Genomic DNA, 23006 nt, shown 5'->3' on the forward strand with positions numbered 1-23006 from the left:
TTCAGTTTAGTCAACTGCTATCTGTTTTAATAAACACATTAAATATATCAGCGTTTCGTAAAAGCTAAACAATTTTATACTCTTTAAACACTTCAAGAAAATGAATCAGAATATTGACAGACGCAATCTTTTAAAGTCGGGCTTGATGACATTGGGTGGAATGGTAATCGCTCCTCAATTGAGTATGGGTGCCTTCCCGAATACACCTGTTCAGTTAGACAGTAAAAACAGATTATATTATACTCCTTTAATGCGTGAACACTTCGTCAGCAACCCACCTGATGTGACTAAATTAAAGGCGCGTTTGAATGCCAACGAAAATCCTTATGGCCCACCAGCGAGTGCAAAGCAGGCAGTAGTCGATTCAGTAGTATTAGGTAACCGTTACGCATGGAAAGAATTAAGTGATTTAATAGGTAAAATTGTAAAGAAAGAAGGCCCAGGAGTAACACCTAATCATATCATGATGGGTCCTGGTTCATCTGATTTGTTAGAAAAAGTTGCCTTAGTGCAATTTATGAATGGGGGCAATATTGTTTCAGCAGATCCATGCTATATGTCTTTAGTAAGCGTTGCTAAATCTGTTGGTGCAAAATGGAAAGCTGTTCCTTGTAAGAGTGATTGGTCTCATGATTTATCTGCCATGGAAGCTGCGATTGATGCAGACACCAAATTAGTATATATCTGTAATCCGAACAATCCAACAGGAAGTATAACTGATGGCAAAGCATTATTGGATTTTTGTTCACGTGTATCTGAAAAAGTTCCTGTATTTATTGATGAAGCCTATTTAGAACTCGCTGAAGGAACCGGAACTCAAAGCATGGTTTCGCTTTTAGGGCAAAATAAAAACGTAATTATTGCCCGTACATTTTCGAAAATCATGGGTATGGCTGGTTTACGAGTAGGCTATATTGCGGCTTTGCCTTCTTTCTTAGATAAGATTCAGAATATTACCAGAGGAGGCATGGGCATCTCATATACCTCTGTATTGGCAGCATCAGCAAGTATCGAAGACATGGAATTTCAAACCATGACAAAAAAGCTGAATTCTGAAGTGAAAGCATACTTGTATGCAAATCTGGACAAGATGAACTTTAAGTATATTCCGTCTTATACCAACTTCGTTATTTTTCCGATTGCTATGGATGGGAAAGATTTTCTTGCAAAAATGTATTCAAAAGGTATCGGTGTCAGAACTTTTGACATTCAGAAGAAAACCTGGTGTAGAGTAAGTATGGGAACAATGGATGAAATGAAACTCTTCGTTAAAGCTTTAGAAGAAATCAGCTAAGCTTGTCTCTGATTTATTTTTTATTTATTTATTGATGTTTGGATAAGCACGCTATTAAAAAGTGCTTGTCCGAACATTCAAGGAAGGTTTTTTCCTAAATCTACAATTTCTTATGGCAGTCGCACTTCAAAAAACATTTATACTCATATTACTTATTGTGATTGGATTGTCGTTAAGGTCGAAATTCAAGAGTAAGACAGAATTGAATGGAATTAAAGAAATGATTCTTTCAGTGGCACTTCCCTCAACTGTTTTTGTGGCCTTAATGGGTGTCAAAATAGACTCAACATTATTAATATTTCCACTCATTACATTGGCATTTAATTTTTTCATTTATTTGTCAATGCCATACATTTTAACGCTCTTCAAGCTTGAAACAGATAGCTCAATAGGTCGTACTTTAACTATGCTCATGCCTTCTTTGGCACCCGGATTGTCAAGTTTTCCTTTTATCCATGAATTTCTTGGCAAAGAACCTTTAGCTAAAGCAGCTATGGCTGATGTCGGGAATAAATTCTTTGCTTTAAACTTTCTTTATTTTGTTGCGATGAATATGTATCTCAAAAACAACAAAACCAACGATGTTAAAGAAGAAGGAAAATTAAAAAGTTTATTATTAAGTCTCGTAAAAGAACCTATTAATATCGTGATGCTTCTGGCAATTACTTTTTTAAGTTTTGGAATCAGTTTTGATGATTTGCCTTCAGTTGTTTCAGAAATCTTTAATCGTACGAGTGCATTGATGACACCTATGGTTCTCATTTATATCGGATTGGCCGTACAATTAAAAGAAGGTAAAATCAGATTAGTGAGTTCAATTTTATTATTCCGCGCAGGAATAACGATACTTTTTAGTGTATTAATTATTACTGTTTTCCAGATTTCATCTCCCACAATGGTTCTTTTAGCTGTGGTAGTTCCATTAAGCTCGTGTAGTTTCTGGCCATTTGCGCATATGTCTGCAGTTGCCCTGAAAGAAGAAACCAATCATATACCAAAAGAGAAACGGACATTCAATATAGAATTTGCCGTATTGGTATTGGCTTTCTCACTACCTTTTTCAACTATTCTGGTAATGGGTATTCTCACAGCGGGCACATTCTTTGCCCATACAGAGACACTGATTGTGACAGCACTTGGATTAATTGCTGTCAGTTTTGTGCCTAAATATTTGGCAAAAACATCAAGGATGGTAAAAGCAAGAGTTGAGAAAATAGAGGCATGAAGTCTCAATTTCAAAATACTACCCCTAAAATGTTAAGAGCATTCATGAAATAATTCATAGTAGAAAATTTAGTGCCACGTTAGAGGCAAGGTGCTACCTTGTCTCTAACAGATGCGATCTGGAAAAATATTTTATTTTAAAATCTGATCACTACCACTTATTTTACAGCCTACATAATCTCTCGGCAGCTTTCTCAAGCATTTCATCATCTTTCGCAAAGCAGAATCTCAGAATTTTATTATCATTTCTTTGATTGTAAAATACAGAAATTGGAATTGAGGCTACACCAATCTCTTTTGTCCAACGTACTGCTAAATCATAATCTGGTTCATTAGTAATCTGAGTATAGGAAACCATCTGGAAAAAACTACCCTCCGCAGGCTTCAAGGTAAATCTTGAATCTTTTAGCCAATTGATAAATTTATTGCGTTTCTCTTCATAAAATCCTCTGACTGACAGGTAGTTATCAGGCTCTTTCATAAAATCTGCAAAGGCATGTTGCATAGGAGTAGGAGAGGCAAAAGTAATCCATTGGTGTGTTTTTCTGAATTCGGCCGTCAATTCTTTTGGTGCCATACAATAGCCTAATTTCCAGCCTGTAGTATGAAAAGTTTTACCAAATGAACCGCACAAAAATGTTCTTTCTTTTAGTGCTGGATGAGACGCAGGAGATAAATGTAGTCTGTTATCAAAAATGATATGTTCATAAACTTCGTCAGAAACAATGAAGATATTGGTCTCTTTAACTAAAATAGCCAAATGATTCAAATCTTCTTTTGTAAGGCATTTTCCGGTTGGATTATGTGGAGTTGTCAGCATAATGGCTTTAGTCCTCTCCGTAATTTTGCTTTTAACAATTGTCCAATCAATAGTAAAATCATTTTCAGCGGTTAAAGTTACATAAATAGCTTTCCCACCATTCAACTCTATCGATGGAACATAGCTATCATAAGCAGGTTCAAAAACTATAACCTCATCATCTTTATGCAAAATAGCAGCCATGGTGGCATAGATAGCTTCTGTACAACCTGATACAATAGTTATTTCTTCAGCTGGTTGATAATATAAACCATATAAATCGGCAGTTTTTTGGGCCAGTATTTCCCGTAAAGGCATAATGCCAGCCATTGGGGCATATTGGTTCATGCCTTTATGCATATAATGATTAACCAATTCGATAAGCTTAGGCGAGCAGTTATAATTTGGAAACCCTTGCGAAAGATTCAACGCTCCAGTTTCAGCGGCTAACTGAGACATAACCGTAAAAATGGTAGTACCAATATTCGGTTGTTTAGATGTAATTGTCATTGAGTAGAAATTCACTTTGAGGGTAAGTGAATGGGTAAATTTTCAGGGTAAAAGGTAGTTTATTTTTTCAATCGTTCTAATTCGAATTTCATTTCACCAACCAGATGACTCAACTTGTCGAAACTTGGGCTTGGTTCTGGTAATTGATAGCTAAGAAAAGCCTTTATCTCCCATGTCTCAATCACATCATTTATTGAAATTTCAGTACTCGGAAAGCGATGATTATCTGAACTTAATAATAGCGTTCCTTTGATTTTTACCTGGTTATAAACTCTTCGATAGATTATCCCCTGTGGCTTAGTAACCAAGACATAATTTTTGCTATCAATAATATCATACCAGTTATTAACCCGAGAACCTATCAGCAAAGCACCTTCAAAGGTAAAGTCTTCCGTTGCTTCAAATGCCCTGTATTCTCCTATGGGTAATGTTGGCAAATGAAACTCAATCAAGGTTTTCAGAAAGCCTGATTCCTTATTTTTTATGAGATAATCATTATACTGAAACCGACGAACAATCTGGATTGTGTTTTTATACGAATGTGAATCAGGTATATTTTTAGAGACTGGTTCAATATATGCCGTTTGAGAAGGAACTTTATTAGATGGGTTATCAAAGATATGCTTTGGAGATGTTTCAGTATATTCTTTTATCTGATTTATCTTAGGCTGAGTATTAGAAATAAAAGGATCAGACTCAAATTGCACTTTATCAGTAGGCTTGAGCATTACTTTTTGGGCAATCATCTCTGTGTTCTTTTCTTGTAATGGTGGTTCATCGCCTAAAAATTTATTCATTAAATCTCCGATAGAAGGAGGGAAGTCAAACGGGTCGTCTTCAGATTCAGGAGCATCTTCGCTATAGGTAGGTTTTGAATCAAACCCAAAAGTAAGATCCGGGGTTTCTCTTAGTTTTCGTATATCCTTTTTTACAAAGTCATCGACACTGATGCCAAAAGTATTAGCAATTATTTTTAGCGTATCTACAGGCGGAACAGCTCTTGCCTCCTCATAAGCACCAACGTTCGCTCTTTTAGTACCGATGCGGCGGGCAAACTGGTCTTGTGTAAGTCCGTTTATACGCCTAAGATATTTGAGATTATTACTGATTAAAGACATTTTTGCTTAGTTAGAGGTGCGAAATTCTTAGGATTATTAGTATCTCAATGAGATAGAAAGCATAAATACCACTCGAATATCTAAAATTTTTAATAAATCACCAAATTGCAGTTGTTTTTGAAAGTTTTTTGCATATTTCTGAGATTTTTTTTGAATTTTGTTGGTTGTATTTCAATCAGGCAAATACCATTTTTATGACACATATTCCGGCTATCGTAGAAACAGATATAGAAGCTTTGTTTAGGCTTCAAAAGAAAAATCTTTCAAACATTGCTGCTACAAGTTCTAAAGAGCGCATTGTTAAGATAAAAAAAGTTATGCAATGGGTACTTGACAATCAGGAACGGATCGCAGAAGCATTGGGTGCAGATTATCAGAAAAATCTTTTTGAGGTAAAAGTAAGCGAAGTGATGCCTGTAGTAAGTGAAGCAAAGTTCATTATCAAGCATTTAGACAAATGGATGAGGGCAGAAAGTGTTGAAACTCCACTTAAAATGCTTGGCACTACCAGCAAAATCGTACACGAACCTAAAGGTAACTGTTTGATTATGAGTCCATGGAATTATCCATTCAATCTTACTTTAAAGCCTTTATTGCAGGCGCTTGCCGCTGGAAATGCAGTAATTATAAAACCCTCAGAAATTGTTGTTAACGCCTCCATTCTTTTGGTGGAAATGATTAATGAATTATTTCCACGGAATGAAGTAGCTGTTGTGGAAGGAGATGCCCGTATTGCAACCACACTGTTAGATTTACCTTTTAATCATATTTTCTTTACAGGTAGCCCAGCTATAGGTAAAATAGTGATGCAAGCCGCATCTAAACATCTTGCTTCAGTTACATTAGAATTGGGAGGTAAATCTCCGACCATTGTTGATGAAACCGCAGATACTAAATTTGCTGCTCAAACCATAGCAGCAGAAAAGTTCCTGAATAACGGACAGACCTGTATTGCTCCAGACTATATACTAATTCATCGTTCCAAGACCCGACAGTTTATTGAAGAAATGGGTAATTATATACAAAAGATGTATGGAAATGATGTTTCGCAATCACCTGATTATTGTAGAATTGTTAATGAGAAGCATTTTAGCAGGATTAAAGGTTTAATAGATGATGCATTAGTAAAAGGAGCTAAAATAGCTATTGGCGGAGACACTAATCTCACAGAGAACTTTATAGAACCAACAGTGGTTAGCCATGTAACGAATGAAATGCGCATCATGCAGGATGAGATTTTCGGGCCCGTTTTGCCAATTGTCGAGTTTAACCACCTTGAAGAGGTAAGCGATTATATAAATGCAGGGGAGAAACCACTCGCATTGTATATGTTCAGCAAAAAAAGAAGCCATATCGACTATATAATACAGAATACATCTTCAGGTGCGGTGGTAATTAACGAAACCACTATCCATTATCTGCAAAACAATCTACCTTTCGGAGGAGTGAATAATTCTGGAATCGGGAAATCATTTGGAAAATATGGTTTTGAGGAATTTTCAAATAAAAAGGCTGTGGTGGAAAATAAATTTTCAACATTTAATATGTTTCATCCACCTGCATCAAAAAGAGTTATGAAAATGCTTGATATGGTCATTAAATGGCTTTAAGAGATTAATACTATGAGATTTACACGCAGAACATTTATTTTTATAATTACTTTTATTACTCTTGCTGTTGTAAGTTCAATAATATTTATGAGACAAAAATTTTTTGGAAAAAATCCATTTGGAGAAAGGCTAAGGAGGATTCTGAAATCGAATAATTACCAAAACGATTCCTTTCAGAATTTATCACCTACCACAGTTACGTTAAAAGATGCCTCTTATCTTAAAATGATGAGAGAGTTTTTTAATAAACCAAAGAATGTAAGACCATCAGTTGCTTTACCGTCGGTTAAAACTGACTTGAAAAACCTAAAGGCGGATAAGCCAACCATTGTCTGGCAGGGTCATTCTTCATACTTTATTAAGTCAAAAGACATAACAATTATGATCGACCCCGTAATGAGTGGTTCTGTTTCACCATTCGGGTCTTTTGCAAATGCTTTTGATGGAACAGATATTTATGAGGTCAGTGAATTACCGATGATTGATATGCTCTTTCTCTCTCATGACCACTATGATCATCTTGATTATAAAACTATTATAAAGCTTATTCCCAAGGTTAAGAAGTTTTATGTTTCATTAGGAGTTGGCTCTCATTTAGAGTTCTGGGGTGTGGACCCAACAAAAATTATTGAATTTGACTGGTGGGATAAGCATGAGATAACTGATGATATTGAAGTGATTGCTGCCCCGGCTCGTCATTTCTCTGGTCGTAGTCTCACAAGAGGTAAAACCCTCTGGTCGGCTTTTGTACTTAGTATTCATGGGTATAAATTATTTTTAGGCGGTGATTCAGGTTATGATACGCATTTTAAAGAAATAGGAGATAAGTACGGGCCATTTGATATAGTAATGCTTGAAAACGGACAATATGGGTCTGAATGGCCATTGATACATATGTTTCCTGAACAAACGGCACAAGCTGCTCAAGATTTGCAGGCGAAACTTTTATTACCCGTTCACTGGGGCAAATTTGTTTTAGCTAATCATTCCTGGAACGAACCAATTCAAAGACTGATTGTAGCTGCGGAAAAAATTAATCTTCCCGTTACTACACCCATGATTGGAGAACCCGTTATTATAGGTGAAAAAAAACCAGACAAGGTCTGGTGGAATTTATAAATACCGAATTAGGTATTTTAATAGCAAAAGAGTCTGTCATTTACTCAAAAGTAAGGACAGACTCTTTTTTTTAAATTACTTTCCAGAAACCTTAAGATTTGATGAAAGGTGTAGCAATTGCTAATACCTGATCTTTGGTTAAAGGCTCATCAAATGCTTCTGAAATAGCTTCATTTGATTTACCTGCAAGCCCCGTAAGGTTTACTCCCGCCTGTGTCAGATTATCGTCGCCTGCATAAACGGCTGCCGGAGTTCCTTGGTTTAAGGTAATCCATCCTTTTGCTCCCGGAACAAACCCTTTGGCATTGAGCAAACGTCTTACCATAGAGGCATGGCGTGCTTCAACCGAATGAATCTGTAATGCGGTTTGCAATAATGGTTTATCCTCAGCTGTCATTAGATTACCAGCCTGTCCTTTGTACGCTCTTACACCCGTATCCTCCAATGCATGCGAAACAATGGCAAATGTCTTGTAATTGGTCAATACATCTGCAAATGCACCATTACCAGTAACATCGAATGTCGGTTTTGCAATAGCTTTAGTACCTAATGCTGACTTTAAAAGTGCAACGTGTGCCGACTCATGTTTACTGATTTGTTGGAAGATAAGTCTATCCGTTCCAGGAATTAAATTTGTTGCCGCAAGTCCTGCCTTGTAGAAATCGTCTTCTAAATACTCAAGGGTTAAGGCGAAATTTAATATGTCTATTGCTCCTGGAGTTGCAGCATATGCCTTTTGAAGAGAAGCCGCCAGAACTGCAGGAATGGTTAACGCCGAAACTTTTTTCCCAAGTGTATTAAACATACTGCGTCTTGAAATATGTTCGAGTCTTTCGTGAACATCCGTGTCCACTTTCTCTAATTCTGAAATTATATTGAAAAAATTCATTGTCTGTTTGGATTATGCAGTTGGAAGATTTGATGCTGTAATTGTTGTTTTTACATAAGGTTTAACCGCCGCTAATATATCAGCTGGCTTGGTGGCATTGTCAAGGCCATTGCTGTTGACAATGTCATCTCCTGCAAATGAAGCAGAATTCGGAGATAACAAATCTCTGATAGCTGCAGCATGGCGAGCTTCTACAGAAACAATTTTACCCGCAACTAATAAATTGGTTCCATTTGTAAGTAAATTACCTGCACCATTATACGCAGCAACTCCTGTGTCTTCAAAGAGTTTTGCCGCACCTAAAACACTGGCTCTGCTGGTAAAGTCAATACTTGAAAAGTTTACTTCTAAACTTCCGATGGCACTACCTCCTAACGCAGCTTTTAAGAAATCTCTGTGAACAATTTCATGATCACGAATGTCTGTTAGCAAGGTTTTTTCGGCATCTGTAATTCCAGAATAAGGGGTCGCAACTACCTGAGTGTAAAAAGCAGCTTCTAATTGTTCGAGAGCATAAGCATAATTCAGAATGCCAGTATCTCCACTACCTAAATCTACTGATGATGGTGATGGATCCATATCATCATCTTTGTCACAACCGGCTAAAAAAACTGCTCCAGCAACTGTTGTCAACCCGGCTCTTCTTAAAAAGTTACGTCTGTCTACGGATTTTACTGATTCATCATTTAAGCGCATAGTAGGCGATGAACCCAAATTTGGTGTTTCCATGGGCATGAAATTGTTTAAAAGATTAAATAGCTTTTGCTATTGTTGGATTTATTTATTGTAATACTAAGACTTACGGGATTTTATTAAGGTCGGATTTGTTAAGAAGAATATTTTTTAAATTATCTGAAAAAGACCCTTCGTTATTCTTTACTTTTTTTATCCCCGAATTTTATTTGTTTACTCATAAAAAACTATACCAACTCTAATTGTTATAATTTTAATCAAATGGTAGGGGCAATGTTTCCACTTACAGGTCAATAATTTCAAATTTATGGGGAACAAATGACGCTTAAAAAAAATCCTACCCAAAGGAGTAGGACTTTTACAAAATAAAATGTTTAAATTTTAATTACATCCACCAGTCTCAGCTCTGAAAATGGTTCCTGTTTCGGCTTTAAAGCCTGCATTTAATTCTACTGCTTTAGCCTGATAAGTTGCTTTTGTGCCTGTTCCTGTTACATAATTAGTCGCAGTTATTTTACCATTGGTAGCAGAGGCCTGCTTGGTAATATTGCCGGAGTTTATATTATCGGTTGGATTGACGAGAACAACATTACTACTACATGGTGTATTACTTGTAATAGTAACATTAACAAAATTAGTACTTAACTTACCGCAAATGGTATTGTTGTTAAGTAGCGATTGGAATGAAGCAAAAGAATTGCCATCATAAGGTGCTAAAGACAATCCACCTTGATAAGATAAGCCATAAATACGGTACGAACCCGCCGGATAAGTGCCAGCAATAGATAAATTAGGATCATCTTCAAAATTGATAATTGTACCCGAGTTGGTATCGTATATTACATACGTATAGGCATACGGCGAACCTGAGATTGGGCTATATAAATTGGAGTTTGCCGGTTTTGCGGTGAGATTGACTGTATATGAAGCTGGGTCTGGAACATCATCAAATCCGGTAATGACAATTTTATATACTGTAAATGCTACGAGATTAGCTGTTATATTTGAGCCTATTGATACAGAACTACCATTAAAAGTAGCACTTGAAGCTATCCAATTTGAACAGGTATTTGAGGTATTGTAGTTACCTTGATAAATATTCATAATTTTAGGAAAGTCTAATCCAGAAAATGTATAACTACCACTTATACTTGGTATAAAGGTGAAAATATCGTAATAAGTTGAATTGCCAAAAGATTGACAATTTCCTGAATTATTCTTAACTGTAATGGTTGTAGTTGGGTCAGTATTTGCAATAGTACCTGCAAAACTGCTAACAACACTCCCTACTCCTGAAAGTGACAAATTAAGGTTAGCCGAGCCAACTTGCTGAGAAACTGAATTGAAAGGAATGACATTAGATGTTTCTGGCGAGCAAGAATTGGTAATAGTAATATTTACATTATTAATATCAAAAAAGATATTTCCAATGGCTTCAACTTTTATTCTTGCTGTTGATGTTAAATTATTGGGGATTGTTATGGTATGAGAGCCATCATTTGGAGTACTCGCAGCTAATACAACCGGAAAGGTTTGCCCGCCATCTGTTGATAAAGATATTTTTACGTTCGCACAATTGATAGGTGCTATATTAGTATTATTGACCGACCACAATATGTTTGCTGTATTTGTCCCATTATAAATCCATAAGGTTGCACTATTTTGTGTAGTAATCAAGAAAGGCCCCGAATTATTCACAGTAATGATTGTTTCATCAGAATCAACACCACCTCCATTAGCCTTGTTGTCTCTTACTGTTAACCTGAATTTCATTGATCTTGCCGCTTGTGGTAAATCCTCGCCTTCATTATCTGCCGGATTATTAGCACTATTAAGTATGAAATTTAAAGCCGGAAAAGTTCTGGTTGGAACATTGGAAATTTTACTTCTGAATAAGGGCGCACTTGCAGTACTATTTACAGCAGAATATCCACCATTACCGTTTGTGCTACTTCCAAAAGCCCCCTTATCATTCGAAGTGGCTATATCATATTCTTCCCAGGCATAACTTAAAACGTCTGAAACATTAGGGTCAGTTGCTGAACCTGTTAATGTAAAAGGAGTACCTTTTGGGATTGTATAATTACTGCCTGCATTTGATGTAGGTGGGGTATTACCTGTAGCTGATGTTGTATAGCAAGTATTAAAATTATTTACAGAATTAAGTATTTGTTCAATACTCTTGGTATGGAAATAAGATTCACTGTTTGGGGCAGTTAAAACATAGTTAACAGGAGTACTGCAATTGCCTCCATACCCCATTAAAGTTGAACCACTTCCTGGTTCAACAGCAGTTTCATTATCCCAACCATTGGTGCAAAAACCATTGTCACCTCCAATTGCGTTATAAGTATGCCAGGCCATAAATTGATGTCCTGTTTCATGTGCAAATACATCTACGATCGTCCCTAATGCAGCATTGCTTACAAATTCTGTCCAACCTCTTGCTTTGCTATCATCCACACAAGGCGTTGGTCCGGCCTGTCCACGAACATAGTAAGTAGGGCCGGAGCCACTAACATAAGAGTTAAAAGTGTGTCCAATATCATATTCGCTGTAATTTAAAATACCATTATATGGGTTTGGTCCTGTACTATGAAAGGCTGTAAATCCTGTTTGTGCATTGGCAGCACTGGCAAAGGTTGGGTTAATTACAAATGGGTCAGATCCTTGTGTAGTCAATATAAGAGACATTGAAGTAGTAGTTTTTGCAATCAAAGTAAATCTAATAGCTACCTCTACCTCATAAATGAGATTTACTGCATTAATAATTGCCACAATTTTATCTCTTGCCTGAGTTTGCCCTCCTAAAGCAGAGGTCATTTTATTAGTTGCAGCCGCAGCCATTCTAAACGTTCGTAATTGAGAACCAATCGGAAAAGGGGTTATACTCAAAATACGGCCATTCCTATGCTCTTTTAAAAATGACTCATCTCCATTCAGGTTACACGCTCCATCAGGTGCTTCGTTTATATTATACAATCTATAAATGCCAGATTTGCCCTCAATAGGTTCTAAAAAATAATAACCATTATTATAATGCATAATAGCGCTAAAACCAGAAGGGGTAATAGTCATTCTGATTGGCACACTTTTATCAAGTGATTCTCCATTAAATGTTTTTACTTCGGCGGCCTGATTTTCCATAATGAGAGAGGTCTTCATTCTAAAAAGTATAGAATTTCCATCAGGACCTGGTAAATTAACAATGGGTAGTAAATTTTCATTAGCAGCATTGGCGTTTTTTAATTGCTGTGTTAGTTGATCAATATTTATTTGCACTTCACGCCCAAAAGAGGTTTGATTTTGCGCAAAAATATGGCTAAGTGAAAGCAAGTATAAGGCAATAATTGATAGAAGTTTCTTCATAAATGCTCAGTTAAGGGTAATGAATTGAAGTACTCTTTAATATAAAAAATACTTCCTGCAAAATTTGATATTGAAGGAAGCATTAATATTGCAATTTAGCATTAAAAAAATCGCAAAGCCGGATTTAGTCCTACTTTTTATCTAATGGATTTATGTCTGAATCACGCCCACATTATAGCGTTTAGTCAGAGGGGCATGGTTTGCCGCTTCTATTCCTGTGGAAATAATTTTTCGGGTTTCTAATGGATCAATAACACCATCAACCCAAAGGTTTGCTGCGGCATAATATGGACTTAACTGGGAATTGTACTTGTCAGTTATGGAGTTTAGAAGTTCCTTTTCTTTTTCTTCCGAAAGCTCCACACCTTTCGATTTTAATGCGGCTTCCTGAATCTGCAATAAGGTCTTTGCGGCAGAAGATCCACTCATAACGGCCATCTGACCGGTGACCCAGGAATAAATTAACCGAGGATCATAAGCTTTACCACACATTGCATAATTACCAGCTCCATAAGAATTACCAACAATAAAAGTAAATTTAGGTACAACCGAATTAGCCATTGCGTTCACCATTTTAGCACCATCTTTAATAATTCCTCCATGCTCTGAGCGACTTCCAACCATAAAGCCTGTCACATCTTGCAAGAAAATCAGTGGAATTTTTTGCTGATTACAATTCATAATAAACCGAGCCGCTTTATCTGCAGAATCAGAATAGATTACACCACCCATCTGCATTTCACCTTTTTTTGATTTAACAATTTTTCGCTGATTTGCTACAATTCCAACAGCCCAGCCATCAATTCTGGCCAGACCACAAAGAATAGTTTGCCCGAATCCTTTTTTATATTGATCAAATTCAGAATTGTCTACGAGCCTCTCTATAATATCAATCATATCATAGGGCTTCGCTCTATCTAATGGTAAAATAGTATAGATCTCTTTCGGGTCTTTCAAAGGTAGGATCGACGTTTTTCTGTCGAATCCTGCTTTAACGTTATGTCCCATCTTATCAAAAATCTTTCTTATTTCATCAAGGCAAGCCGCATCATTTGGAAACTTGTTATCTGTTACCCCCGAAATTTCACAATGTGTAGTAGCTCCTCCTAAAGTTTCATTGTCTATCTCTTCACCAATTGAAGATTTAACCAGATAGGAGCCGGCCAAAAAAACTGAACCTGTGCCTTCGACAATCAGTGCATAATCTGACATAATAGGTAAATAAGCCCCACCTGCTACACAACTACCCATAATGGCGGCAACCTGTGGAATACCCATTGATGACATCTGGGCATTGTTACGAAATATGCGTCCAAAATGCTCTTTATCAGGAAAAACATCTGCCTGCATAGGTAAATAAACTCCCGCTGAATCAACAAGGTATATAATTGGTAGATGATTTTCCATGGCAATCTCCTGAGCTCTGAGGTTTTTCTTGGCAGTAATCGGAAACCAGGCTCCGGCTTTAACGGTGGCATCATTTGACACAATCACACACATTTTCCCACTAACAGAGCCAATACCACACACAACCCCACCGTTAGGGCAGCCACCATCCTCCTCATACATACCTTCGCCAGCAAATATCCCGAATTCCGTAAATTCTCTGTCTTTATCAATCAGGTATTCAATTCTTTCCCAGGCAGTCATTTTCCCTTTGGCCTTATGTGCCTGAATTTTTTTTAAACCACCGCCCAGTTTTATTTGTTTTTTCTTTAGATTCAATTCCTCTAATAACGATTCCAGATTTAGCATAATATTTGATAAATTTCTTTTTAAGGCAAAATAATGATATAAATTCTTAATATTGAACAATTATTTTGTAAATATGATAAATAGTTGTTAAAAAAATAATTAGTATTGCAACTAATTCTCAACAACCAAAAATAAAGATATGACAGTTTTTGAATTAGATACAGATGAACAATTAGAAATGATTCGTCAAAGTGCCAAAGACTTTGCCGAAAATTATATCCGACCGCATGTTATGGAGTGGGATGAATCCCAGAAGTTTCCAGTCGAGCTTTTTCATAAAATGGGTGAATATGGTTTTATGGGTGTTCTTGTTCCTGAAGCTTATGGTGGTTCGGGGCTTGGTTATCAGGAATATATCACTATTATTGATGAAATTTCACAGGTCTGTGGATCTATTGGTTTGTCTGTGGCTGCCCATAATTCATTATGCACTAACCATATTCTGAGTTTTGCCAATGAAGAACAAAAACAAAAGAATCTCCCAAAACTGGCAAGTGGGGAATGGATTGGTGCTTGGGGTTTAACCGAAACAGGGACAGGGTCTGACGCAGGTGGTATGGCAACCACCGCAGTGAAAGACGGTGATTTCTTCATATTAAATGGCTCAAAGAATTTTATTACCCATGCGATCAGCTCAAATGTAGCAGTGGTGATTGCACGAACAGGAGAAAAAGGCGATTCTCATGGGATGACAGCTTTTGTCATTGAAAAAGGCACTCCAGGTTTTTCAGCGGGTAAAAAAGAAAATAAATTAGGTATGCGTGCCAGTGAAACTGCCTGCTTGTTTTTTGATAATTGCAAAGTGCATAAAGATAATATTTTAGGTAATGTTGGCGATGGATTCATTCAGTCTCTTAAGATTTTAGACGGAGGTCGTATATCTATTGCAGCACTTTCTTTAGGTATTGCCAAGGGCGCGTTGGAAGCAGCATTGAAATATGCTCAGGAAAGAGAACAATTCGGCAAAACCATCATTAATTTTCAGGGAGTTAGCTTCAAACTGTCTGATATGGCCACAAAAATTGAGGCATCAGAACTCTTGACCCGAAAAGCGGGTTATTTGAAAGACACTGGTAAAAAGGTAACGAAACTTTCAGCTATGGCCAAATTATTTGCTTCTGAAACGGCAGTTGAAGTAGCTAATGAAGGGATTCAGATACATGGTGGATATGGCTATACCAAAGATTTTCCGGCGGAAAAATATTATAGAGACGCTAAACTTTGTACAATAGGAGAGGGGACATCCGAAATTCAGAAAGTGGTAATTGCACGAGAGATTACCAGAAAATAAATATTTAAAGGCTATCTAATAGAGCAATGAAGATAATAGAGTGTCCGAGAGATGCCATTCAGGGGCTTCATCATTTTATTCCGACCAATAAAAAGATTGCTTATATCAATCAACTATTGGAAAGCAATCTTTTCGATACTATTGATTTTGGAAGTTTCGTTTCACCAAAAGCTATCCCGCAAATGGCAGACACAAAAGGTGTCCTTTATGGTGGGAACCTTTTTGAAACAAAAACAAAACTATTAGCTATAATTGCCAATGAACGAGGAGCTGTGGAAGCATCAGTCTACCCGCAAATAACTTATTTAGGTTATCCATTTTCAGTTTCTGAAACTTTTCAGTTAAGAAATACTAATGTAACCATATCAGAATCTGTAGAAAGAGTAAAGGTCATTCAGGATATTTGTTCAAAAACTAATAAGGAATTGGTAATCTACATTTCAATGGGATTTGGAAACCCCTATGGTGATATATGGAATGCTGAAATTGTATTAGTTTGGATAGAGAAATTGAAACAATTAGGGATAAAAATATTCTCTCTCTCTGATACAGTAGGTGTGGCAACACCTGAGAGTATAAAATACTTGTTTGAAAATCTGATACCTCAACACCCTGATTTAGAATTTGGTGCGCATCTGCACACTATACCTGATACCTGGAGAGAAAAAGTTGAGAGTGCCTATAATGCTGGATGCAGAAGATTTGATGGAGCCATATTAGGCTTTGGGGGATGTCCCATGGCTGCTGATGAACTGGTAGGCAATATGCCTACCGAAAATTTATTATCTTTTGCCGGAAATGCTGAGACAGAAAAAATTGAATTACTAAAAATAGCTTTTCAAAACATGATAAGTTAATGTATTTCTCTGAAAACGATATTGCTTCTTTTCCGAATGTTGTGTTTAAACTGATTAAAACGGAAATCAGACAGAATCTGTTTGTTATTACACTTAACAGACCTGAAAAACGAAATGCATTTACGCCGACTATGGTGAATGAAATTGCATTTGCATTAGCATTTGCGAATAGTAAAAGCGAAATCTGGTGTGTACTACTGGAGGCAGAGGGACCGGTTTTTTGTGCCGGAATGGACTTGAATGTATTTCAGAATCCTGAACTTGATAAAGTTAACGAAAGTTTGCCCAGACCATTAAAAGAAATAAATTTAGGAGATACGTTTAAAAACTTCTACAAACCTTGTATTGCAAAAGTAAAGGGTGATGTACTGGCTGGAGGTTTTTTGCTGATTGGTGGTTGTACGTTTGTTATAGCTACGGAAAAAGTTAATTTTAGTCTGCCTGAAGTTCTGAGAGGAATTTTTCCGTTGCAGGTGATGGGTACCTTACTAAAAATTATGCCCCCAAGAAAAGCCTTGGAAATGTGTATTTTAGGAAAAAAATATACTGCAAGAGAAGCATTGGAATTGGGTTTGGTAAGCCAGGTTTCTTCGGTAGATGGCATTGATGATAATACAGAAAATTTAATCCAGACAATTATAAGTGGCTCACCTTTTGCAGTTAAAAAAGGTATTGAAGCATATCAAAGATTATCCGATATTCCTGAAAGCCAACAATATCAATACTTGTTGGGATTACTACAGGAAATTCGGAACTCTGAAGATGCAAAGGAGGGTATTAAGGCTTTTAATGAAAAAAGAAAGCCTACCTGGCGCAATCAATAGGCCAAAACTTTTCAAAATTTTAATTTTCAGGAATATTTTTTGAAAGAAAGTATTTCAATTCTTACCTTTTTCCGCAAATTTGCAGTCCGGAATTTTAATGTTATTTTTGGCGAAAATTAAGAATAGTGCTTATGAATCGTAACGAGCTTGAGAAAATTGTCGACAATCTGGATACAGTTTTTAGAGGAGATGCCTGGCATGGACCATCAGTAATGGAGTTTATCAACTCAATGCCAATAAATGTTGTAGATGTGAAAAAAGCCTATTCAAAACACACTATTTGTCAGATTATCTATCATCTTGGGGTCTGGAGAAAGTTTGTACTGGAAAAACTAAATGGCAATATCAGGTTTGATTTGGTAAGTGATGAAGAAAACTATGGAAGTGAAGATGAGATTACAAAAGAAAACTGGCAGAACTTAGTAGAGCAATTAAAAAATAATCAGAGAGAATTACTCAGTAAACTTGATGAGTTTGATGATGAATTGCTGGTTAAATTAGTTCCAGGCCAGGATTATGATTATTATAAATTATTGACAGGATTGATTCAGCATGATACTTATCATTTAGGGATGATTTGGGTTTTATGGGAATAATAAGGCATATTTAAACGTTAGAAATAGAATTAGATATAAATATAATGGAAGAATTACAAACTAAGGAAATAGACAGAATTAAAACTTTATTGAACGCCGCTTTTCATGGGGGCTCTTGGCATGGGCCGTCTGTATTAGAGAATGTGAAAGATATAAAGCCTAAAACTGCTGGCAACCGTCAGAAAGGAATTCATACTATTGCAGAGTTAGTTTATCACATGACAACATGGAGAATTTTTGCCTTAAAGAAAATTCAGGGCGATGCTGATTTTGACATTAAAACTGAAAAGCAAAATTGGGGAAATCTAAAGGAAATCGATGAATTTGAATGGGAAACGCTTCAAATGGAATTGACTCTGAGTCATGACGAACTGATTAGCAGCCTCGAAGATAAAACTGATAATTTTCTGGCTGAAATAGTTCCAGGCAGTGAGTATGATTTTTATACACTTCTACATGGTATTATAAACCATGATTTATATCATAACGGACAGATTGGTATTCTGAAAAAAATGGCTCCTAAAGTAAGTAAGTTCGATGACGAGGACGATTCGAGAAGTAGCCGTTATTTCAATGAAGGGTTTGATGATGAGTACTGATAACTAAAAAAATATGGCGAAAACTTGGAAATGTATAAATGTTTCTTATAATTTTGAATAAAATTAAATTCACACACAAATTTATACGGCCATGTTTCAAATCACCAGGTGGGCAGCAAAGCACCCCACACTTGTTCGCTTCATTATTCTCCCTATATTATTTTATATCCAATGCCGGATGGCGTTTGTTTTAGGGGCAGAAATGTTTTTTCAAGGCACCATTTTTACCATTGCCTTTTTCCTGACAATGGTCGTAATTAATGTTGGTGTATGTCTTGCTTATCCTTTTAATGCTAAAGAATTAATCCATAGATTTTATTACAGGCTTAAAGTTATGCAATTGGTGGCGTGCATATCTGCTGCTGCATTATGGGGATTTATCGGCAATCAAACCGCTGCTTATTTTGAGCATGTCCGATTAGCTGAATTAAACATAAAACCAACTTATAGCTATCCCTTTTCGGTTTTAGCAGTTACCCTAAGCAATTCAACCCTTGAAGAAAGGGAAAGCTCGATGCTGACCACCAAATCAGTATTTAAGAACTACTTCAAAAACGCAATCGCGAAAATAAAAAAATCAACTTTGTTCAGACCTAATCCGAAAGCAGATCAGGCTACAAAAATCCTGTTAATTATTTTAGGGATAATTTTGCTTGGAGCCGGAATTGTAGTACTTGTTTGCGGTATCCAATGTGGAAGTGCTGGAGGAGGGGTTGCCCTTGGAGTAATTGGTGGCTTAGCACTTTTGGGGTTGGGAATCTGGGCACTTGTAGGTGGATTCAGAAAAGCAATAAGAATGATGAAAAGACCTGTAGTAAATTAACAGAAAAGCATAAATATGAAAAATGGGCTTTTCAGAGCCCATTTTTCATATGCAATAAGTTCATTTCTAATAACTTAGTATCAATTCTTCAACAAGTTTTTGTTCTTCTTCATTCAGGTATTTTGAGGCACTTAAATAGCTTAAAGAATTCAGCATTTTTCCTTTACCAAGTTCAGTACTAGGATTGCTAATATAAGAGGCGAGTATAAAAGGCAATGGTTTTAAATCTCTTCTTTCTCACCATTTTTCAATTAAGGCTTTTAGTATCAGGTTTTGATTTTCTAAGACATTCATTCTTTTTATCCTTCTTTAATACTTGATTTTATCAGAGATATAATGCGAGGCAATAAAAAATAAAAGCTTTAAACTCATTAGCTTCCTTCAAACTTTGCATTCATACCTTTAGAGCATAACTATAGTATTACTCCATATCAATGAGGAATATTTACAGTATCTAAACCTCTAATGCTCACTTTATTGCCTTCAACTAAAACAGAAATAGGTGAATCTGATAGGTTTTCAATGGCAATATGTTCACGTTGGATAGCCACTTTTAAAGCATTGTTTCTGAAACCGACCCTGAAAGAGAAACTTTGCCATTGCTCTGGCAAAAAAGGACTGAATGAAAGCATATCGGCTTTTACTCTTAAACCTCCGAAACCTTTAACAACCGACATCCATGTTCCGGCCATAGAAGTAATATGAAGGCCATCTTCTGTATCATTGTTATAGTCATCTAAATCTAAGCGAGCCGTTCTTACATACATTTCATAGGCTTTGTCTTTCTTTCCTAATTTTGCCGCTTGAATTACGTGAACACATGGTGATAGTGAGGATTCATGAACAGTCATCGGCTCATAAAAATTAAAATTTCTACGAAGTTCTTCAATTGAAAAATCATCCTCAAAGAAATACATCCCTTGTAGTACATCTGCCTGTTTAATAAAGCAAGACCTTAGAATTCTATCCCACGACCATTTCTGGTTAATAGGTCGATGTTCAGCAATATCATTAACAGTCAATAATTCTTTATCCAGGAAGCCATCTTGTTGCAAAAATACCTCACGCTGTGTGTCGTAAGGGAAATACATATTTTTAATAATGTTTTTCCATCTGGATGTTTCGGCAGTTTCATCAAAATTGGTAATTCTGATAATATCCTCAAATCTGAAATTATCTTTCTTTACTTTTTCAATTGCTTCTAACGTATATTTCAAGCACCAAACTGCCAGGTAGTTTGTGTACCAGTTATTGTTAACATTGTTCTCGTACTCATTTGGCCCGGTCACGCCCAGCATTACATATTTTTGTTGAGCCGATGACCAGTTGATTCGTTGCGCCCAAAATCTTGAAATACCAATCAATACTTCTAATCCGTATTCATTCAGATAATTTTCATCGCCGGTATATCTGATATAATCAAAAATAGCATAAGCGATGGCTCCATTTCTATGAATCTCTTCAAAAGTAATCTCCCATTCATTATGACATTCCTCTCCATTCATAGTTACCATCGGATACAATGCAGCACCCCCTGAAAAACCCAGCTTTACTGCATTTTCAATAGCTCTTTGTAAATGATTATGCCTGTAAACCAGCAGGTTTCTCGCTACTTTTTGCTCAGAGGTAGAAAGGTAGAATGGCAAACAATAGGCTTCCGTATCCCAATAAGTTGAGCCACCGTATTTTTCACCTGTAAAGCCCTTTGGGCCAATGTTTAATCTTGCATCTTGTCCAGTATAGGTTTGTTGCAAATGAAAAATATTGAATCTTATGCCCTGTTGTGCGGCTATATCACCATCTATTTGTATATCATTACCTTCCCATTTGGTTTTCCAGGCCTGTTTTTGTTCTTCAAGCATCTGATTGAAACCTTTGGCAACAATTCTGTCCAGATATTTTTTTGCTTCGGGCAAAAGATTTTCATTAGAATAGTTCTCTGATGAAAGATTAACAGCGTATTTGTAAATGATTGTCTCTTCGTTTTGCTTTAGTAAAGTTTTTACTTCATTTGCCACATATTTATCTTTCTTGATAGGAAATGTCTGACAGCTAAGTAATTCGTTATGCTGGTAGCATTCAAATTTCATTCCTGTACAAACCTGAAAAGTAGGCACCGATTCCCATATCGATTTTTTAGTTTCTAATGTCAGATAACATTCACTGTACCCTGTTTCTTTATTTATTTCATTCCAGAACTTTTCTCCGTGATTTGAGTCTTTATTTGATACGTCTCCGTCTAATGAGACTGTTAATTTTGCATAAGAAGAGAAATTCAAAGGAGTAATTGAAAATCGGATAGCTCCAGATTCATCATCCTTTAAACTACAAAAACGTAAAGTATTAATTTTGATTGACTTACCAGATGGGAGTGTAGCCACAAAAGAGCGTTCAAGTGTGCCCTCAAACATATTCAACACTCGTCTGAAATCATATACGTCGCATTTGGATAAGTCGAGTAATTCCCCTTCAATCTCTAAATCTATTCCAATCCAGTTACAAGCATTAAGGACTTTGGCAAAATAGTTTGGATAGCCATTTTTCCACCACCCAACACGTGTTTTGTCTGGAAACCATACCCCAGCCACATAACTACCTTGTAATGTTTTACCTGAATATTTTTCTTCAAAATTTCCTCTTCCACCCATTCGTCCATTACCCAGGCTCATCAGGCTTTCAGTAATTTCGTTATATTCGGGGTGGAATCCATCTTCAATAATGCACCATTCATTATGGACAATATAATTTTTCATACGCGTTCTATAGCGTTTGTTCGCTTTTTTATGGTTAAAGTAAGTGTACTATTTTAATTACATTTATTGCCTGATTAACTGAATCAGACTTTAGTATTAAAATATCTAATTCATATCTTTTCTGTCGACCTCTTTGGTTACTTTGAATTCAGACTTAACTTTTGTTGAGCACAAGAATTAAGCTATTTGTTTTAAAAGCTCATCTATATTGAGACCTACCAGATTTTCGACCACAAAATCAGCCTTCGTTAAAACTTCCTTTTTACCAATACCTATTGCTTTCATTCCTCCAACCTTAGCCGCTTCCACGCCAGCAACGGCATCTTCAAATACCAGGCATTCTTTTGGCGAAACGCCTAATTCCTCTGCACCTTTTAAAAAGACCTCAGGATCAGGTTTGCCTTTTGCAATCTTATTACCGTCAATAATGATATTAAAATCATCTAACATACCAATTCTTTCTAAAATCAATTTGGCATTCTTGCTTACTGAACCTAATGCTGTTTTGATTTTTTCTTTCCTTACTTGAACAAAAAAGTCACTAACCCCGGGAAGAATATCTGCAGGGCTCATTTTACTCACTAAAGTAAGATAGTTTTCGTTTTTTTTCGTAGCTAATGATAATTTCTCGGCTTCGCTGAGTTTAATACCACCATATTTCAGTATAATATCTAACGACTCCATTCTACTAACTCCTTTGAGTTGCTCATTAAATTCTTCTGAAATATCAAATCCCAAATCATTGGCCATTTGTTTCCATGCCTGATAATGATAAATGGCGGTATCCACAATAACCCCGTCTAAATCAAATAAAAAAGCCTTAATCATGTTTTCTTTGGTTGTTTTGTTGCCATTGCAATGACATTACAAATTAACTAATAGT

Annotated in this window: 18 protein-coding genes; 10 read left to right on the plus strand and 8 right to left on the minus strand. The window is 36.3% G+C overall.

Features of this window, described 5'->3' with window-relative positions; genetic code table 11:
- Positions 1 to 100 precede the first annotated feature (100 nt).
- Complete coding sequence (locus H1R81_RS24165) at positions 101 to 1294, plus strand: histidinol-phosphate transaminase (protein WP_181843329.1); 1194 nt, start codon at positions 101 to 103, stop codon at positions 1292 to 1294.
- Positions 1295 to 1406: 112 nt separating this feature from the next.
- Positions 1407 to 2519, plus strand: coding sequence for a hypothetical protein (locus H1R81_RS24170; protein ID WP_181843330.1), 1113 nt, complete (start codon positions 1407 to 1409; stop codon positions 2517 to 2519).
- Between the two features lie 162 nt (positions 2520 to 2681).
- Here the strand turns inward: H1R81_RS24170 and H1R81_RS24175 are convergent, their stop codons facing one another.
- Together H1R81_RS24175 and H1R81_RS24180 are read right to left on the minus strand one after the other, a co-directional pair.
- Positions 2682 to 3827, minus strand: a complete 1146-nt coding sequence (locus tag H1R81_RS24175; protein ID WP_181843331.1) for a methionine aminotransferase — start codon at positions 3825 to 3827, stop codon at positions 2682 to 2684.
- Positions 3828 to 3886: 59 nt separating this feature from the next.
- A complete protein-coding gene (locus tag H1R81_RS24180) occupies positions 3887 to 4945 on the minus strand; it encodes a helix-turn-helix transcriptional regulator (protein ID WP_181843332.1) in 1059 nt (352 codons plus the stop codon).
- Positions 4946 to 5109: 164 nt separating this feature from the next.
- Here H1R81_RS24180 and H1R81_RS24185 point away from each other — a divergent pair, with 164 nt between their 5' ends.
- A complete protein-coding gene (locus tag H1R81_RS24185; RefSeq protein ID WP_255463225.1) occupies positions 5110 to 6555 on the plus strand; it encodes an aldehyde dehydrogenase family protein in 1446 nt (481 codons plus the stop codon).
- Between the two features lie 87 nt (positions 6556 to 6642).
- Entirely contained in the window at positions 6643 to 7674 is a 1032-nt protein-coding gene (locus tag H1R81_RS24190) for an MBL fold metallo-hydrolase (protein ID WP_181843334.1), read from the plus strand.
- Positions 7675 to 7765: 91 nt separating this feature from the next.
- Here the strand turns inward: H1R81_RS24190 and H1R81_RS24195 are convergent, their stop codons facing one another.
- From H1R81_RS24195 to H1R81_RS24210, 4 genes are all read right to left on the minus strand, one after another.
- Positions 7766 to 8563, minus strand: coding sequence for a ferritin-like domain-containing protein (locus H1R81_RS24195; protein ID WP_181843335.1), 798 nt, complete (start codon positions 8561 to 8563; stop codon positions 7766 to 7768).
- Between the two features lie 12 nt (positions 8564 to 8575).
- Positions 8576 to 9259, minus strand: a complete 684-nt coding sequence (locus H1R81_RS24200) for a ferritin-like domain-containing protein (RefSeq protein ID WP_181843450.1) — start codon at positions 9257 to 9259, stop codon at positions 8576 to 8578.
- Positions 9260 to 9637: 378 nt separating this feature from the next.
- On the minus strand, positions 9638 to 12625 hold the full coding sequence (locus H1R81_RS24205) for a reprolysin-like metallopeptidase (RefSeq protein ID WP_181843336.1): 2988 nt from the start codon (positions 12623 to 12625) through the stop codon (positions 9638 to 9640).
- 150 nt (positions 12626 to 12775) lie between these two features.
- A complete protein-coding gene (locus H1R81_RS24210; protein WP_181843337.1) occupies positions 12776 to 14380 on the minus strand; it encodes an acyl-CoA carboxylase subunit beta in 1605 nt (534 codons plus the stop codon).
- Positions 14381 to 14519: 139 nt separating this feature from the next.
- On the opposite strand from H1R81_RS24210, the gene H1R81_RS24215 reads away from it, so the two are divergent.
- The 6 genes from H1R81_RS24215 to H1R81_RS24240 all read left to right on the plus strand — a co-directional run bounded on the left by H1R81_RS24215 (position 14520) and on the right by H1R81_RS24240 (position 19370).
- Positions 14520 to 15671: an acyl-CoA dehydrogenase family protein gene (locus H1R81_RS24215; RefSeq protein WP_181843338.1), complete on the plus strand. Its 1152-nt coding sequence runs from the start codon at positions 14520 to 14522 to the stop codon at positions 15669 to 15671.
- Between the two features lie 26 nt (positions 15672 to 15697).
- Positions 15698 to 16528: a hydroxymethylglutaryl-CoA lyase gene (locus H1R81_RS24220; protein ID WP_181843339.1), complete on the plus strand. Its 831-nt coding sequence runs from the start codon at positions 15698 to 15700 to the stop codon at positions 16526 to 16528.
- Positions 16528 to 17352 carry an enoyl-CoA hydratase/isomerase family protein gene (locus H1R81_RS24225; RefSeq protein ID WP_181843340.1) on the plus strand — a complete coding sequence of 275 codons (825 nt, stop codon included), beginning with the start codon at positions 16528 to 16530 and terminating at the stop codon, positions 17350 to 17352. Before H1R81_RS24220 ends, H1R81_RS24225 begins: the two co-directional genes overlap by 1 nt.
- Before the next feature lie 131 nt (positions 17353 to 17483).
- Positions 17484 to 17948: a DinB family protein gene (locus H1R81_RS24230; RefSeq protein WP_181843341.1), complete on the plus strand. Its 465-nt coding sequence runs from the start codon at positions 17484 to 17486 to the stop codon at positions 17946 to 17948.
- Positions 17949 to 17992: 44 nt separating this feature from the next.
- The gene (locus tag H1R81_RS24235) at positions 17993 to 18547 is read left to right on the plus strand and encodes a DinB family protein (protein WP_181843342.1); all 555 of its coding nucleotides are present in this window, start codon (positions 17993 to 17995) and stop codon (positions 18545 to 18547) included.
- A 91-nt stretch (positions 18548 to 18638) separates the two neighbouring features.
- The gene (locus tag H1R81_RS24240; protein WP_181843343.1) at positions 18639 to 19370 is read left to right on the plus strand and encodes a hypothetical protein; all 732 of its coding nucleotides are present in this window, start codon (positions 18639 to 18641) and stop codon (positions 19368 to 19370) included.
- 431 nt (positions 19371 to 19801) lie between these two features.
- Here the strand turns inward: H1R81_RS24240 and H1R81_RS24245 are convergent, their stop codons facing one another.
- Entirely contained in the window at positions 19802 to 22123 is a 2322-nt protein-coding gene (locus tag H1R81_RS24245; RefSeq protein ID WP_181843344.1) for a family 65 glycosyl hydrolase domain-containing protein, read from the minus strand.
- A gap of 177 nt (positions 22124 to 22300) precedes the next feature.
- Positions 22301 to 22951, minus strand: a complete 651-nt coding sequence (gene pgmB / locus H1R81_RS24250) for a beta-phosphoglucomutase (RefSeq protein ID WP_181843345.1) — start codon at positions 22949 to 22951, stop codon at positions 22301 to 22303.
- Positions 22952 to 23006 lie beyond the last annotated feature (55 nt).

Origin of the sequence: Emticicia sp. BO119 (genome assembly GCF_013912375.1) — a bacterium.
GTDB lineage: Bacteria > Bacteroidota > Bacteroidia > Cytophagales > Spirosomataceae > Emticicia.